The sequence below is a fragment of the Eudoraea sp. genome, from assembly GCF_049669105.1.
GTDB lineage: Bacteria > Bacteroidota > Bacteroidia > Flavobacteriales > Flavobacteriaceae > Eudoraea.
Genome location: NZ_JBATKE010000068.1, coordinates 38748 through 54430, shown reverse-complemented (window position 1 = coordinate 54430; position 15683 = coordinate 38748). Strand labels below are relative to the sequence as shown.

At 38.8% G+C, this 15683-nt stretch carries 13 protein-coding genes and 1 tRNA gene; 6 read left to right on the top strand and 8 right to left on the bottom strand.

Annotated elements, in window-relative coordinates:
* The first annotated feature begins 12 nt into the window (after positions 1-12).
* From ftsZ to WBM60_RS05725, 5 genes are all read left to right on the top strand, one after another.
* Positions 13-1914, top strand: coding sequence for a cell division protein FtsZ (gene ftsZ / locus WBM60_RS05745; RefSeq protein WP_424276987.1), 1902 nt, complete (start codon positions 13-15; stop codon positions 1912-1914).
* 103 nt (positions 1915-2017) lie between these two features.
* Complete coding sequence (locus WBM60_RS05740) at positions 2018-2467, top strand: GatB/YqeY domain-containing protein (protein ID WP_424261586.1); 450 nt, start codon at positions 2018-2020, stop codon at positions 2465-2467.
* 7 nt (positions 2468-2474) lie between these two features.
* Positions 2475-2798, top strand: a complete 324-nt coding sequence (locus tag WBM60_RS05735; protein WP_424261588.1) for a TraR/DksA family transcriptional regulator — start codon at positions 2475-2477, stop codon at positions 2796-2798.
* A 7-nt stretch (positions 2799-2805) separates the two neighbouring features.
* Positions 2806-2879: transfer RNA gene (locus WBM60_RS05730), tRNA-Arg, on the top strand.
* Positions 2880-3179: 300 nt separating this feature from the next.
* A complete protein-coding gene (locus tag WBM60_RS05725; RefSeq protein WP_424259992.1) occupies positions 3180-3977 on the top strand; it encodes a transporter substrate-binding domain-containing protein in 798 nt (265 codons plus the stop codon).
* A 199-nt stretch (positions 3978-4176) separates the two neighbouring features.
* Here WBM60_RS05725 and WBM60_RS05720 read toward each other — a convergent pair whose 3' ends face one another.
* From WBM60_RS05720 to cphA, 6 genes are all read right to left on the bottom strand, one after another.
* Positions 4177-5994 (bottom strand): hypothetical protein, encoded by a 1818-nt coding sequence (locus tag WBM60_RS05720; protein WP_424278537.1) that lies wholly within the window; start codon positions 5992-5994, stop codon positions 4177-4179.
* Between the two features lie 338 nt (positions 5995-6332).
* Complete coding sequence (locus tag WBM60_RS05715; protein WP_424282850.1) at positions 6333-7172, bottom strand: hypothetical protein; 840 nt, start codon at positions 7170-7172, stop codon at positions 6333-6335.
* Positions 7087-7845, bottom strand: a complete 759-nt coding sequence (locus WBM60_RS05710) for a flavodoxin family protein (protein ID WP_424276990.1) — start codon at positions 7843-7845, stop codon at positions 7087-7089. Before WBM60_RS05710 ends, WBM60_RS05715 begins: the two co-directional genes overlap by 86 nt.
* Before the next feature lie 28 nt (positions 7846-7873).
* Complete coding sequence (locus WBM60_RS05705) at positions 7874-8146, bottom strand: hypothetical protein (protein ID WP_424260000.1); 273 nt, start codon at positions 8144-8146, stop codon at positions 7874-7876.
* Positions 8147-8525: 379 nt separating this feature from the next.
* Positions 8526-9869 carry a sugar porter family MFS transporter gene (locus tag WBM60_RS05700; RefSeq protein ID WP_424260002.1) on the bottom strand — a complete coding sequence of 448 codons (1344 nt, stop codon included), beginning with the start codon at positions 9867-9869 and terminating at the stop codon, positions 8526-8528.
* A 97-nt stretch (positions 9870-9966) separates the two neighbouring features.
* The gene (gene cphA / locus WBM60_RS05695) at positions 9967-12594 is read right to left on the bottom strand and encodes a cyanophycin synthetase (protein WP_424260004.1); all 2628 of its coding nucleotides are present in this window, start codon (positions 12592-12594) and stop codon (positions 9967-9969) included.
* Positions 12595-12760: 166 nt separating this feature from the next.
* Here cphA and WBM60_RS05690 point away from each other — a divergent pair, with 166 nt between their 5' ends.
* Entirely contained in the window at positions 12761-13624 is an 864-nt protein-coding gene (locus WBM60_RS05690) for a cyanophycinase (RefSeq protein ID WP_424260006.1), read from the top strand.
* Here the strand turns inward: WBM60_RS05690 and WBM60_RS05685 are convergent.
* Together WBM60_RS05685 and WBM60_RS05680 are read right to left on the bottom strand one after the other, a co-directional pair.
* The gene (locus WBM60_RS05685; RefSeq protein ID WP_424282849.1) at positions 13621-14553 is read right to left on the bottom strand and encodes an isoaspartyl peptidase/L-asparaginase family protein; all 933 of its coding nucleotides are present in this window, start codon (positions 14551-14553) and stop codon (positions 13621-13623) included. The two genes, WBM60_RS05690 and WBM60_RS05685, sit on opposite strands and share 4 nt — an antisense overlap.
* A gap of 28 nt (positions 14554-14581) precedes the next feature.
* Positions 14582-15553 carry a YpdA family putative bacillithiol disulfide reductase gene (locus tag WBM60_RS05680; RefSeq protein ID WP_424282848.1) on the bottom strand — a complete coding sequence of 324 codons (972 nt, stop codon included), beginning with the start codon at positions 15551-15553 and terminating at the stop codon, positions 14582-14584.
* Positions 15554-15683 lie beyond the last annotated feature (130 nt).

Sequence of the window (15683 nt, the reverse complement as noted above, 5' to 3'; positions counted from 1 at the left end):
AACACAAAAAACATGAGCAAGAACACCGAATTTGAAAATATAGCCTTTGATTTACCGAAAAATCAAAGTAATGTAATTAAAGTAATTGGCGTTGGAGGGGGTGGAAGTAATGCGATTAATCACATGTTCCAGGCCGGAATTAACGGAGTGGATTTTGTGATTTGCAATACAGATTCACAGGCTTTGCAAAATAGCCCTGTTCCCAATAAAATACAATTAGGTGTTACTCTAACAGAAGGACTCGGAGCTGGTGCTAATCCTGAAGTAGGTGAACAAGCTGCCCTGGAGAGTATGGAAGAAATTAAGCATATGCTTGATAACACTACCAAAATGATTTTCATAACCGCGGGTATGGGCGGAGGAACAGGCACCGGAGCAGCCCCTGTTATAGCTAAGCAAGCAAAAGAAATGAATGTCCTTACTGTAGGGATTGTAACTATGCCTTTTCTGTTTGAAGGTAAGATGAGATGTCAACAGGCTCAAATAGGGATTGAAAAATTACGTTCTAATGTAGACTCCTTAATTGTAATTAATAACAATAAATTAAGAGAAGTTTACGGGAATTTAGGATTTAAAGCGGGTTTTTCAAAGGCAGATGAAGTACTTGCAACTGCGGCCAGAGGCATTGCCGAAGTAATTACCCACCATTATACTCAGAATATTGACCTGCGTGATGCTAAAACAGTTCTTTCAAATAGCGGAACTGCAATTATGGGTTCCTCAATGTCCTCAGGGTCAGCAAGAGCTCAGGAAGCTATTATGAAAGCGCTGGATTCTCCATTATTGAATGATAATAAAATTACAGGGGCCAAAAACGTGTTATTACTTATTGTTTCGGGATCCCAGGAGATTACTATTGATGAAATAGGAGAAATTAATGATCATATTCAAATAGAGGCAGGTCATGGGGCTAACATTATTATGGGTGTGGGCGAAGACGAAGGCCTGGGCGAAGCTATAGCTGTAACTGTAATTGCCACAGGTTTTAACATTGACCAGCAGGATGAAATTGTTAATACTGAAACCAAAAAAATTATACACACTCTTGAAGATGAGCAAAAGGCCGAACGAGATTTGAGTGAAGAAAATGTCGTTTACCAACTGGAAGAAGAAGAAGTTTTTGAACCGATAATAAAACATTCTTTAGAGGTTGAAGAAACAATAGATCTTATTCCAACAACCAATTATATAAGAAATTTTAATGTTTTCTATGAAGAGGTTATAGCAGAAGAAATTGCTGAAGAAGATTTTATAATAATTGATTCTAAAAAGTCCCTGAAGGATATTGAGGTAATTGACCCAGAAGAATTAGCTGGCAAAATAGATGAAAAGGAACAGATTGCACTTCGTTTTGATATGCCTTTGACGGATGAGGTTGAAGAAGAGAATGAAAATGTTATCACATTTAGCCTGGATGAAGACATAAACGATCTTGATGTTAGTGAGCATATAGAGGTAATACCTGTTTTGGAATACAACAAAGAAGGAGAAACCCGCTATAGCCTTGATGATTATATGGAACTGGAAAATAAGTTAACAGGCGCAAAATCCAAAGCGGAAGAATTTGATCCTAAACTTATTGAGGATGAGTTGGTTTTCGAGAGAAAGACTGTGGCTGGGAAAGAAGAAGTTGAAACAAACGACGGGGACCCCATGAATACTCCAATTGAAGAAATACTAAGGGAAAGGGCGGATGAGCGCAGGAGAAAACTAAAAGATTTCAATTACAAGTTTCAGAATAGTGTTAATAATATTGATGAAATAGAAAAGGAACCGGCTTATAAGCGTCAGGGCATCGATTTAAATGAAAGACCCAAAGAGGGTAAAGTGTCCAGAACTACTTTAAGTGAAGACAGTAATGATGAAATTCAGTTACGTTCTAACAACTCCTTTTTACATGATAATGTAGACTAGTAAGAATGCGGGATGATATGCCCAAGCTTAAAATAGACCCGAAAATACATTACATTTTCGGGTTTATTTTTTTTATCTTGTGCGCTCCTAAAATTCACAAAATATGAGCTTACAGAATCAAGTTATGGAAGAAATAAAAGCGGCAATGAAAGCGAAAGACACCATAGCTCTGGAGTCTTTGAGGGCAATAAAATCTGCTTTACTACTGGCACAAACTGAAAAGGGAGCGGGAGACGAAATGTCTGATGCTGATGAAATAAAATTGATACAAAAGCTGGTAAAACAACGAAAAGACAGTGCAGCGATTTTTAAGGAACAGGGAAGAGAAGATCTTGCAGAACCTGAATTGGCACAGGTAGCCGTAATTGAAAAATTTTTACCAGCCCAGCTAAGTGCGGATGAGGTAGAAAAGATTGTTATCCAGATTATTGAAACAACTGGTGCCAGTGGCATGAAAGATATGGGAAAAGTAATGGGGATGGTATCCAAACAATTGGCAGGGCAAGCCGACGGAAAAACAATTTCCGGTATTGTTCGTGCTAAACTTACTTAATTATAAAATGAATGTTCAAGAAATTCGTGAGCTCTTTGAATCTGATATTGCAAGTACTGAAAAGAAGATAAAGCAATATGAAGAACTATCGCAACCCATTGCTCCCGATAATGCTATCGGGCGAGTATCGCGGATGGATGCTATAAACAATAAAGGGGTTATGAATGCAGCCCTTATTAAAGCCAAAGAACGTCTTGAAGGTCTAAAGCGTAACCTGGACAAATTGGGGACCAATGATTTTGGTGTCTGTCCAAAATGTAAAAAGAAAATACCAATTGAACGTATTTTATTAGCTCCAAACAGCTCTTTTTGCGTAAATTGCGCTCGCTAAAGCAAACGGCCCCGTGGCGCAACTGAATAGCGCATCAGATTTCGGCTCTGAGGGTTGGGGGTTTGAATCCCTCCGGGGTCACGAATAAGTAAAAATCCCAAACGACAAATCAAGCTTGTTTGAATTTGTATGTTTGGGATTTTTACTTTCAAGGCGGAGCCTTGTAGGGAAGAACGTTAGTTAATCCCGGTTACTTTCAAGGCGGAGCCTTTTAGGGAAGAACGTTAGTTAATCCTGTATTCATCCTGAACAAAATAAATCCAGAACGGTGGCATGAAATTTTCATTTTACATTTCAATTACGAGCATGTTTGCTTGTAAAAGAATAAGTGCTATCTTCAATGACTTAATATTTTCAGTAACCAACTAAAAACAATAAAGTATGAAAATAAAATACACAACAGTTATTTTGCTGTTTTTTATCGCTTTGGCCCTTCCGGTCCATGGACAAAAGACACTTGCTAAAATTCTTAAAAACGGAGAGATCAGAATTGGTCTGACAGGGAATCAGCCACCCTTTAATATGAAATCAAAGACTGGCGAATTAATGGGCTTTGAAGTAGACCTTGCTAATATATTGGCTAATGGTATTGGTGTAAAATTGACGACCGTAGTAATGCCATTTTCAGAGCTTTTACCGGCATTGGAGGCGGGCAAAATAGATGCAGTTATGTCAGGAATGACAGTTACTGCCGAACGTAGTGTAAAAGCCTTATTTGCTGGTCCTTATACGATATCTGGCAAATCAATTCTTGCAAAAACGTCCGTCTTGTCCAAATTAAAGGGTACCGAAGAAGCCAATAATGAAGCCTACAAAATAAGCTGTTTAAGGGGATCTACCAGTGAGGCTTTTGTTAAAAAATATATGCCCAAAGCACAGGCTATTCCAGTTAGCAATTATGATGAAGGAATTGCCATGATACTTAATGATCAGGCAGATGCCATGGTAGCAGATTACCCGATTTGTGTAATTGCCATCATGCGTAACCAGGGGAAAGATTTAGTAACGCTTGATAGCCCTATGAATATAGAACCGATAGGGATGGCACTTCCGGCAGATGATCTCCATTTTCATAACCTCGTGGAAAATTACCTAGAAGCCTTTGATTTAGCAGGAGCGCTTAAAATAATGAACGACAAATGGTTAGAGGATGGCAGTTGGTTGTTTAGTATGGAATAGGTAATGCAAACTGAAGCAATAGCATCTTTAGCCACAGTATAGTTTTGTCATAGATTGGTTAAAATTGGTATAATTAGGCAGATTCCCAGTAAGATTTTAAAGGGTTTATCACTTAATATCCTCTATTCCATTATAGCTGGGCATAGGAAAACCATGAACCTTGATATTTTAGATTATGTTGCGAAATATAAATGACCAGCTATTGGATTGCCAGGTTATTTTCCAGACTTTCGATTTCTTTAACTAAGCTTTTCAAAGTCTTTCTTCCCTCGTCCAGTAGTTCCAATATTTGTTGTTTGGACCCTGAAAATTCTTTTTTTAGGTTGTTGAACAATGTCTGATAATAATCTATTCCATCATTTAAATTACTGGCGAAGTTCAACAAATATTTCCTTTGTTTATCGGATGGCGAAAACCGGGTTTCGCCAATTCTTGTTGCCAGGTAGTCCAAATAAATATGGAGTTCTTTTATGAACATATGTGGACGATCTTCTCTTGTGATCACATTGGTTCTTCCATAAATATGGTCTATCATTTCACTCAGTTCCATGGTTTTGGAAAAATAAGCCATATTAGGGCCCGGGCATACCGAAACCCCTTCACCTTCAGTTTTTGTGTCAAGTCCGTATGCGAGCAGGGCAGAAGTTCCCAGTCCTACACAGGTACAGGATTTTTCAATTATTTTGTTGTATTGATACTCATAGTCTTCGACAGCAAGTTCTTGCTTCTCCAACTCCTTTATTTTTAAATGCTGGTATTGTCTAGACGCCGTACAGATTCCTGTATCCAAAAAGTCTTTGTTCATGGCCACAAATTTTTTCGGACAAGGGCTTCCTGGTCTTCCCTTTTCAATCAATTTGGCTTTTTCCAAATCTTTGGTATTACCCTTTAAGCTGTGAAAGGGAATACCCAGAGGGGAAATATTACTTAGATATAAATCATCTTCTTTTGCCACGACTAATTTTTCAATGGTCGACTTGTCCACAGTTGTTGCTTCAGGTACCAAAAGAAATGGTGTTCCCCATCCAATAGCATCCACCTTATAATGATTTAAAATAAAGTTGTGCTCCTCTATAGTGCCTACGCCACCCTGTGCTGAAATTTTTAACGGTAAGATTGAATTTGGAACAACGCGATTTTTTTGATCCAAAGCACTTGTCAAAATCTCGTAAACCGATTGGGTCAAGTCTTCTTTTTCTTCTTTAAATTGATTTAGGATAGGTCCCATAAGAAAACCATCCGTAGCGAAAGCATGTCCGCCACAATTAAGGCCGGATTCAATTCGATATTCTGATACCCACAACCCTTTTTTTGCCAGGAATTTACCCTGGATTAAAGCTGAACGGTAATCACTTACCTTAAGGACGATTTTCTTTTTGATGATTCCATTTTCATCGGGATAAAAATCTTCGAACTGTTCCATATAGCTATACAATCTCGGATTCATTCCGGCAGAAAGGACCAGGGAAGAATTAAGAACGCTGTTTGCATATCCTCTCAACGCCGCATGCGCATCATTATATTCCGAAGATAATTTTATCTTTTTACGATAATTTTCTTTATCAACTTTGGTCATTATGTTCACATCAATACTACCCATAATGAGATTATCCTTTGCCCAAGCTTTGATTTCCTCAAAATTAAAAGAGTCTTTGGTCAGATTCTTAAATTCTTTTTTTAAACTTGACGTTTCGGGTAACATTGAAAAATATTTCTTGAGATCAGTAGCCGATTCCGCGGTAACATTTTTTAGCTCTTCAAATTTTTTTACACTTTCATCATAAATAAGATCAAGATAAGAAGTGATTCTTTTTGCTCTAAAATCGTCCATTTTTTCAGTAATCTCTGTATAAGGACGCTCGAACTTATCACAATACATCTTCCTTAATTTTTCGATAAGGATATCATCCACTAAGGAAACAACGGAGTCTATGCCAAATTGGGATACTTTTAAAGGAGTGTCTATGGTAAAGCCTATTCCCATTACGGGAATATGAAATGAATGGACATTTGTCATGTTAAGATTTAATTTGTGACAAACGTGAATCAAAATTGAACATAATTTGCCATTACAAAATTCAAAATTTAGTAGGTCTTAAAATATGATATTTGTCAGTTGGGCATTTTAAAGGTAGAATAGGTTTCCGAACGACCAATGATCATTATTAAACTAAAAAATCATATCCAAATTGGCTTATTTTATGAGCTTGGCAACAAAATAGTTAGAGTTTACGGCAGTAATCTTCAATGGATATTAAAAGGTTTAGTGGGCAATGGATGCTATATGCTTTTTAATTTAATACACCTGTCGAATAGGCCAGATAATGTTTTGTGAGGAAGTCATAACTACAATAATTAATTTTTATATTGGTTGAATGCCTCAGACAAAAAGCCAATAGCCTTTTTTTTGTCAATTTCTGTAGTTGGCAGGATTGCTCCTATATACCCATTTACACCCCATGATCCTGGGGATAACGGTTTAAAATCTGAAGTATCTATTACCTCATGTCCTTTGAATCCACTGATGTAGAAATAATGATCCCTGCATATATTATCTGGAACCGCAAGCCCTAATCCAATTGCCTCACCTGATATATCATTGTATATAGCATAAGCCCCGGTGTCAAAGTGGTGGGGCCATATCCGAATTTCAGAGTTTAAGTTTTGGTCCTCGATAAAAGTTTCCAGAACTGATTGGGCCATAATTCTTAGATCCAACAATTCGTTAAGCCTATTGGCGTCTAAAAGTTTAAAGACAAAATTATCCTTTATTTGATAGGGAAAATCATAATGAAAGGAATAAGCGTAAGGCACCTTAATAGCCGCTATATCGGCCATCTTTTTAATCCATTTTAGAATTTCGGCATGCGTGGTGCCATCCAATCGCAGTGAAGTGGACACATCATTTGAAATCCAATCTAATGTAAATTTTTCGAAGTTTACGGCTAACATATCCCCATAATCATTTAATGGTCTGGAGTACATACTGCTATTTTCAATTGAAAAACCTAGATTGCTATGACTGTCAACATCCTTTTTCTCTAAAAGACTTATTCCTGCAGCCGCAAGGTATTGTGCCAGCAGGTACATCATTTTTTCCATTATTGGATTATCTTTTATGTTCCGGGCTGTCAAACCCTGCCTTGCATCCAGCAGCCCACTCATCGGGTTGATTGCCATGTGCAGGAATGCCACCGTTGTCTTTCAGCATTCGGGCAAGATGCAAACAATTCCAAACAAGGAAAGTAGTATTTCTATTGGTAAAGTCGTTCTCGGGCCCTCCTGAACCTTCGTCTCTGTAAGAAGGTCCTGGTCCGGCTTCACCCATCCAACCCGCATCCGCTTGTGGAGGTACTGTATAACCTATGTGTGAAAGAGAAAATAGAATATTCATGGCGCAATGTTTTACCCCATCCTCGTTTCCCGTAATCAAGGTAGCACCAACTTTACCATAATCCCTGTATTGTCCTTTTTCATTAAACAAATGGGTATATCCATACATCCGCTCCAATACCCGGTTACATACCGAAGATTTTTCTCCCAACCAGACGGAAGTACAAAGGATAAGAATATCACAGGCATCCACTTCTTTTTGCAGCATAGGCCAGTCGTCTTTATCCCATTCCGGGGTTTTAGACATATCTAGCCCCAGTCCGGCAGGGATATCATAATCTACAGGCCGAATCACTTTGGTAGCCACACCATTTGCTTCAAAAATGCGCTGGGCGACACCTATGAGCCCTTCTGTATGCGACAAAACCGGTGTTCTGTTAAGGGTACAGTTAAGGAATAAAACCTTGAGGTCATTGTATTTGGCAGGAGGATTGGAACAGTTTTGTTCCGTCATTTTTGAAAGTTGTTTTGACATTATAGATTGTTTAGAATTTAGAATATTGTTATTCTTTATATTTTACTTTACAAGTAGGGCATTCTGTGCCGTGTACAGCACTTTTTAGTCTTATTCCATCTAAATGGGTCACTACAAAGTCTTGTATAAAAGCATACTTACTTTCTTTATTATTTACATCTATTTGTGCATCCTTAAATTTTTCACGAATAACGTTGCCGTACTCCTGATCTCCCCAACAATTGGGACATACCCCATTGGGGATCTCATCAAATTCATCTGTTTTTTTCTTTTTGAATAGACTGCTAAAAAAATTTCTCATGGCTGTATTGTTTTTGAAATGGAAATATATTCTGTAACATACTCTAAGAGTCCATTATTTCCATGATTACTTACAGTATTGCAACAATTTGTTTTGCTGAATAAGTCCGTATGGCAATATGATTGTATCACAATAAACATGTATGTACTAGGTCATAGAGCCTTCTCAACAATCATTTTAAATTTATGTCAAAAAACTCAAACACCTTTTTTTAGGAGACTTAAATTCTTCCATAATTTCCTTCATGTCTGATTCAATATAGCCTATTATATGATTCTCCTAGGCCATTGCGTTCTTTGTTAATCCCGGACTGAAAGTGCATGGGAACTAAAACTGCTTTCATTTTCTATACCATACAATTAAACTTATTTGAAATTGCTTAGTGTATACTCTTAGGTTTAACCTTCCTGGTTCTTGTAAGCGATTTGCTTAATTCTTCCAGTGACACTCCTTTGGTCTCAGGCATAATAAAGGCCACAAAAAGAAGCTGTAAAAACATCATAAATGCGAAAAACGTAAATACAATTCCGGGTCCTATAGTAGCAAAGAGAATAGGAATTAATGAAGGCACAACAGCTGCTAGAATCCAATGCACAGAACTTCCAAAGCTTTGGCCGTATCCCCTTAAATGATTAGGGAATATTTCTGAAATAAACACCCAAATGACAGTACCTTGTCCAATTGCATGAGCTGCTATAAAGAGGAATAAAAAGATTGCGACAGAAATTCCTTCCCAGTTTAAATAAAATGCACAGGCAACCAGGGATAGCGCTATAATATATCCAAAAGAGCCAATATACATTAATTGTTTTCTCCCCATTCGGTCAATCAGGTATATTCCCAGAAGGGTAAATAGCATATTGGTTATCCCTATACCAATACTACTCAAAAGTGCTGTGCTGGCTCCAAGGCCAGCTTCTTCCAATATCCGCGGAGCATAATAAAGAAACGCATTGATCCCCGAGAGTTGATTAAAAAAGGCGATGCAAAAAGCCAGGATCAATGGAAATCTATATTTCATTAAAAAAATGTTTTCCCCTGGAATCGTACCTTCACTTTCCTTTTTTATCTCCTGCATCATGTGTTCTGCATCCAAGCCCGGATTTATAACTGCTAATACTTCTTTGGCCTCATCAACGCGATGTTTAGACAACAACCACCTGGGGCTTTTGGGAATTGTTAATGCGAAAATGGTATAAATAGCTGCAGGAATGGCTTCAACGCCTACCATCCAACGCCAGGCATTTTCCCCAATTCCATTTAAAAGGTAATTTGAAAAAAACGCAATCAGGATACCAAAGACAATATTAAACTGATATAAACCTACAAGTTTGCCTCGATCCTTAGCAGGAGCAATTTCTGAAATGTAGGCGGGTGCTGCGATAGTTGAAGCCCCTACACCCAATCCACCAATAAATCTAAAAATGGCAAACGTTATGGGGTCATTTGACAAAGCAGAGCCCAGTGCCGAGATGGTATAAAATATACCTATCCATATAAGGGTTTTCTTTCTGCCGAGTTTATTCGTGGGGATACCGCCTAATAATGCACCAACAACAGTGCCCCAAAGGGCCATTCCTATTACTACTACTCCATGAAACACATCGGATGAATCCCATAATGCCTGTAGTGTTTTGTCAGCACCGGAAATAACGACGGTATCAAAGCCGAATAGAAATCCGGCTAAAGCTGCGGTAATAGACCAAACCCATATTTTTTTCATTTGATTAATACTTGAGAAAACCACAGGTTTCGCCCTGTGTTTTTAGTTATGATAGGCCATATAATGAATAGGTATTTAAAAACAGATCACGAATACCTTAAGTTAATTCGCCCTTCGCCTCCTGATCTCTTAAATGCTTTACAAGCTCCAATGCATCCGGAACCACATCACTACAAAGAACTATAAGGGATCCTTTTTCTGCATGAGTCACCGCATGGGTAATCGCATCTTTTTCTGAAGGAATAATAGTTGTTTTTTTATTAGGATCCTGCTTTTTAATTCCGGCATCCAACATATTAATCAGATCAGTCTCCGATTTACCTCTCAAATTTTTATCCTGTCTGATAATAATCTCATCAAACATTTCTGCGGCTATACTTCCCATCTCATTATTATCTTCTTCCCTGCGGTCCCCTATACCAGCTATGATCCCTACTTTTACTGTAGCTTCCAGGTTATTTGTGAACTTTTGCAAAGCACGCATACCTGCAGGATTGTGAGCATAGTCCAATAAGATGTCAAAGTTGTTAAACTTAAACAGATTTAAACGCCCGGGAGTACTCGAAGCCGAAGGTATAAAGGTCTCTAAGGCCGCTTTCGTATCTTCAATACTAATACCCTGAACATTGGCAGCTATAATAGCCGGTAGTATATTTTGAATCATAAAAAGAGCCTTCCCACCATAGGTCAATGGAATATTTTCTGCTTTCATTAACCGCATTTTCCACTCACCCCGGCAAAGGGTTACGTAGCCATTCTCATAAATGGCAGTTATTCCACCTATTCTTTGTAAGGCCTGTATCCTGGGATTATTTTCATCCATGGAGAACAGCGCAAGATTACAATTTATGTTTCTGCGCATTTCATAAACCAAATCGTCATCCGCATTTAGGATGGCATAACCATCGGGTAACACTGTTTCCGGGATCACCGCCTTAACCCTGGCAAGTTGTTCTATAGTATGGATGCCTTTTAAACCCAAATGATCTGCCGAAACGTTGGTAACAATGGCAACATCACATTTTTTAAAACCCAGGCCAGCTCTTAATAAACCACCTCGTGCACATTCCAGTACAGCAAAATTGACGGTAGGATCCTTTAACACAAACTCTGCACTTGCCGGACCCGTACAATCACCTTTCATCAACATCCTATTTTGAATATAAACCCCATCACTTGTGGTATAGCCTACCCTTTGTCCATTCATTTTAGCTATATGGGCAATGAGCCTGCTGGTCGTCGTTTTACCATTAGTTCCGGTAATAGCCACAATGGGTATCCTTCCGGTATCACCTTTTTGAGGAAATAATTTATCTACTACAGGAGCAGCAACGTTTCTTGGTAACCCGCTGGTGGGAGCGAGGTGCATCCTGAAACCAGGCCCTGCATTTACTTCCAATACAGCACCTCCTGTGTCTGAAAGAGGCTGGCTAATATCACTGGTCATTACGTCGATCCCACAGATATCTAAGTCTATAATCTTTGAAATCCTTTCAGCCATTGATACGTTGGCAGGATGAACGATATCCGTAACATCTTCGGCTGTACCTCCAGTACTTAAATTAGCGGTATCCTTTAAAATTAATCGTTCTCCCTCCTTTAATACTGAGCCTACAGTATAGCCGGCATCGGCGATAATCGTTTTTGTCAGATCGTTTATGGTTATTGCGGTAAGTACTTTCTCATGACCATATCCCCTTCGTGGATCTTTATTCACATCCTCAACCAATTCCTCTATGGTAGATTTTCCATCACCTACAACATGAGCCGGGGTACGTTTTGCTGCGGCAACGAAATTGTTGTTAATAACCAAAAGACGGTAATCCTCGCCTGTAATATATTTCTCCACTATGACCCTTCTTGAAACTTCTTTGGCAATATTAAAGGCCTCAAGCGCATCCTCATAATTATTGATATCTACTGTAATTCCTCTGCCGTGATTTCCATCGATTGGTTTAATTACAAGTGGGTATCCCACATAACGACAAGCATCTTCCAAGCCACTTTCCCTACTGATGATATCCCCTCTGGGGACTTCAACCTCGGCCTGTTCCAAAAGATATTTAGTGTCTTCCTTATCACATGCCAATTCAACTCCAATACTGCTGGTCTCACTGGTTACAGTAGCCTGTATCCTTTTCTGATTGGCTCCATAACCAAGTTGTACCAGGGAATACTTGTTTAACCGTATCCATGGTATTCCACGGCTTTGTGCTTCCAGAACAATGGACCCCGTACTAGGACCAAGTCGTTCAGATTCCCGAAGTTCGCGCATACGTTGTATGTCTTCTTCAAGATCATAAGGATCACCAGCAATTAATGCTTCACAAATACGAACAGCAGCTTTAGCAGCATATCTTCCTACCGACTCTTCAATGTAAGAGAAAACAACATTGTATACTCCTTTCTCCCCATATCCGCGTGTTCTTCCGAATCCGGTATCCATATCCGCCAGCGTTTGGATTTCAAGGGCAATATGCTCAATTACATGGCCCATCCATGTTCCTTCATCTACGCGCATAAAAAAACCTCCTTCACATCCTTCTGAACATCTGTGAGCGAACATACTTGGAAACATCTCTCGAATACGGTCGGCGAAACCTTCTATTTTGTTGGTTGGCAATTCTTCCATTTCTTCCAAATCCAAGACCATAACAATAAGTCTGTGGCGGCGAATAGACCAGTAATTTGGTCCCCTCATGGCATTTATTTCTCTTATTTTCATGACCTTAGATTTTATGGTTCTCAACCGCGGATTTATGATTCGGCAACTGCCTTAGAACACTATTTTTAGCTGTTAATGTGAGTTTGATAAGTTCTTTGTAATTTCATAAATATATGACATTTTTTGTAACAATAGCTGTATTTTTGCAAGCTAGACAGCATAAATTATGGTGGTAAAAGGAACTTTAATTCCCATTGGAGGAAATGAGGATAAAGGGACAGAAAAAGGCGAGTCGTTTCACCTGGAATTTATTCAGGAAAGTATCCTCTCCAGAGTGGTAAGTGAGAGTGGTGGTAATGAGGCTCAAATTGTTGTTATTCCAACTGCCTCAAGTATTCCAAAAGAGGTAAGTAATAGTTACCTCAAGGCCTTTGACAAATTAGGATGTCGTAAGGTACATATTATGGATATTCGAGATAGGAAAGAGTCTGAAAATCCAAAAAACCTGGAATGGATTGTAAATGCACAATGCGTGATGTTCTCCGGAGGAAACCAATCCAAAATCACTGCAAAAATAGGCAACACTAGGTTACATGAAGTACTTATAGAACGTTATAGAAAAGACGCGTTAGTGATAGCCGGAACCAGCGCAGGCGCAATGTGCATGTCCAGCGAAATGATTGCAGGTGGTAGCAGTACGGAATCATTTATAAAAGGAGCTGTAAAAATGGATACCGGAATGGGATTCATTTCTAATTTAATCATAGACTCCCATTTTATTCGCAGAGGCCGCTTTGGACGACTTGCGGAAGCCGTGGCCAAATATCCGGATATGATGGGTATTGGTCTAGCGGAAGATACGGGACTGGTTATTAAAAACAGCAGGACTTTTGAGATCATAGGTTCTGGGATGGTTATTATGTTTGATCCAAGAAAACTAAAACACAATAACGAAAAGATCCTTGAGAAAGGTACACCTATGTCTCTGATAAATCTTAAAACACATGTACTGGCAAATGGGGACCGCTTCAATATGAAAAAAGGTAAAGTAAAGGTTTTACCCCTTGATGCTCCTTTTCCAACTTCTTAATTCCCATAAATACTTATTTGATCTGCGCTGTCTGAGGATTTGCAGCCCCTATACATGCCTTCTGTGTTAAAAGGCATGGCAATATTGCCAAGGGCATCTACTGCAATTAAACCACCATCTCCTCCTAATTTCAGCAAACGTTTTTGAATAAGCACTTCAGCGGCATCCTGAAGTGATAGGTTTTTGTATTCCATCAGGCAGGACAAATCATATGCAACAACCCCTCTGATAAAATATTCACCACTACCCGTACAGGAAACAGCACATGTTTTATTATTGGCATAATTTCCTGCTCCAATCATCGGACTATCACCAACTCTGCCAAATTGCTTATTGGTCATGCCTCCTGTGGAAGTTGCAGCAGCCAGATTCCCGAAACGATCACAAGCTACAGCGCCAACAGTACCAAATTTTGCATCCTTTTTCACTGAATGGTCCAGCTTAAAATCTTTGGTACCTTTAATCTCCTGCCATTGCTGGTAGCGAAGTTCATCATAAAAATATTTCTCGTCTTCAAGATGGTATTTCAGTTTCTCTGCAAATTGCATAGCACCTATAGAAGCAAGGAAAACATGATCGCTTTTTTCCATAACATCCCGTGCCAGGCTAATAGGATTTTTTATTCCACTTACCAAAGAAACGGCTCCTGCATTAAGGGTTTTTCCATCCATAATGGAAGCATCCATTTCATGTTTCCCTTCAGAAGTGAATACACTTCCCTTTCCGGCATTAAACAAATGTGAATCTTCAAGTTCTTTAACAGATGCCTCAACTGCTTCTATCGCAGATCTACCGGATTCTAAAAGCAGATACCCCTTGTGTAAGGCACTTTTTAAAACCGCTTTATATAAGCTTTCTTTTTCAGGAGTCATCATTCCCTTGACGAGGGTTCCGGCACCTCCATGGACAGCTAGGGCAATTTTTTTCATGCGCTTGAATAACTCTTAATTACCTAATTCAGATTCTTTTTTTTTGCAAAATATTTTTAATAATAATCTTTGCGTGTACCCGGGAATTTTCAATAAACCATTTATGAGTTTCCATGCCTCCGCAAATAACCCCTGCAAGGTAAATTCCTGTTATATTGGTTTCCATGGTTTCCGGATTATAATTTGGCAACCTTTTCTCATCCTTCGATAATTCTATTCCTACACTCTTCAGAAATTCAAAATTTGGAGTATAACCGGTCAAGGCAAGGACAAAATCATTCTCTAAAATAATTACCCCCTCCGGAGTTTCCAATTCAATTTCTTTTTCCCGTATCTCTTTCACTGAGGCGTTATAGTAGGCTTTAATACTTCCCTCCTCAATTCTGTTCATAATATCAGGGCGAACCCAGTATTTAACTCGCTTGCCTACTTGAGGCCCCCTGATAATAAGAGAGACTTCAGCACCTTTTCGCCAGCACTCAAGGGCAGCGTCTATAGCTGAATTACTTGCTCCTATCACGGCCAGTTTTTGACCTGAATAGTAATGAGGGTCCTTGTAATAATGAGACACCTTAGGGAGTTCTTCCCCGGGAACCTCCAGGAGGTTAGGAAGATCATAAAATCCTGTGGCAATTGTAATATTACTGGCTGTATATTTATTTTTATTTGTTATGACTTTAAAATCTTTTGTCCCTTTTTCTATAGTCTCAACTTTTTCGAAGAGGTGAATATTCAACTTATTGGAGGTAACAATTCTTCTGTAATATTCCAAAGATTCATTGCGTTTTGGCTTTGCCTCGTTACTTATAAAAGGAATGTCATCTATTTCCAGACGTTCTGAAGAGGAGAAAAACTGCATGTTTACAGGATAGTTAAATAAGGAATTAACTATAGGACCCTTCTCTACAATCAGGTAGCTCAAACCGTTTTTTTGAGCCTCCAGTCCGCATGCTATTCCTATTGGTCCACCACCAACAATCAAAAGATCAAATCTATCCATATGTTTCCTTAAAGCAGAGGTAAAAATTAGTGAGAATTCAGGTAGGGGCAAAGCTATGTAATTTATTCTTAAACTTATCAAAGAAAGCATGCAAAGCCAATATGGCTAATAAATTATAGGGTATTATTTT

Bases quoted from the DNA above. Each gene is read 5' to 3' on its own strand.
- WBM60_RS05710 (WP_424276990.1), bottom strand. From the start codon at position 7,845: ATGTCAAAACAACTTTCAAAAATGACGGAACAAAACTGTTCCAATCCT.
- ftsZ (WP_424276987.1), top strand. From the start codon at position 13: ATGAGCAAGAACACCGAATTTGAAAATATAGCCTTTGATTTACCGAAA.
- WBM60_RS05705 (WP_424260000.1), bottom strand. From the start codon at position 8,146: ATGAGAAATTTTTTTAGCAGTCTATTCAAAAAGAAAAAAACAGATGAA.
- WBM60_RS05690 (WP_424260006.1), top strand. From the start codon at position 12,761: ATGGTGGTAAAAGGAACTTTAATTCCCATTGGAGGAAATGAGGATAAA.
- WBM60_RS05735 (WP_424261588.1), top strand. From the start codon at position 2,475: ATGAATGTTCAAGAAATTCGTGAGCTCTTTGAATCTGATATTGCAAGT.
- WBM60_RS05700 (WP_424260002.1), bottom strand. From the start codon at position 9,869: ATGAAAAAAATATGGGTTTGGTCTATTACCGCAGCTTTAGCCGGATTT.
- WBM60_RS05720 (WP_424278537.1), bottom strand. From the start codon at position 5,994: ATGACAAATGTCCATTCATTTCATATTCCCGTAATGGGAATAGGCTTT.
- WBM60_RS05725 (WP_424259992.1), top strand. From the start codon at position 3,180: ATGAAAATAAAATACACAACAGTTATTTTGCTGTTTTTTATCGCTTTG.
- WBM60_RS05685 (WP_424282849.1), bottom strand. From the start codon at position 14,553: ATGAAAAAAATTGCCCTAGCTGTCCATGGAGGTGCCGGAACCCTCGTC.
- WBM60_RS05680 (WP_424282848.1), bottom strand. From the start codon at position 15,553: ATGGATAGATTTGATCTTTTGATTGTTGGTGGTGGACCAATAGGAATA.
- cphA (WP_424260004.1), bottom strand. From the start codon at position 12,594: ATGAAAATAAGAGAAATAAATGCCATGAGGGGACCAAATTACTGGTCT.
- WBM60_RS05740 (WP_424261586.1), top strand. From the start codon at position 2,018: ATGAGCTTACAGAATCAAGTTATGGAAGAAATAAAAGCGGCAATGAAA.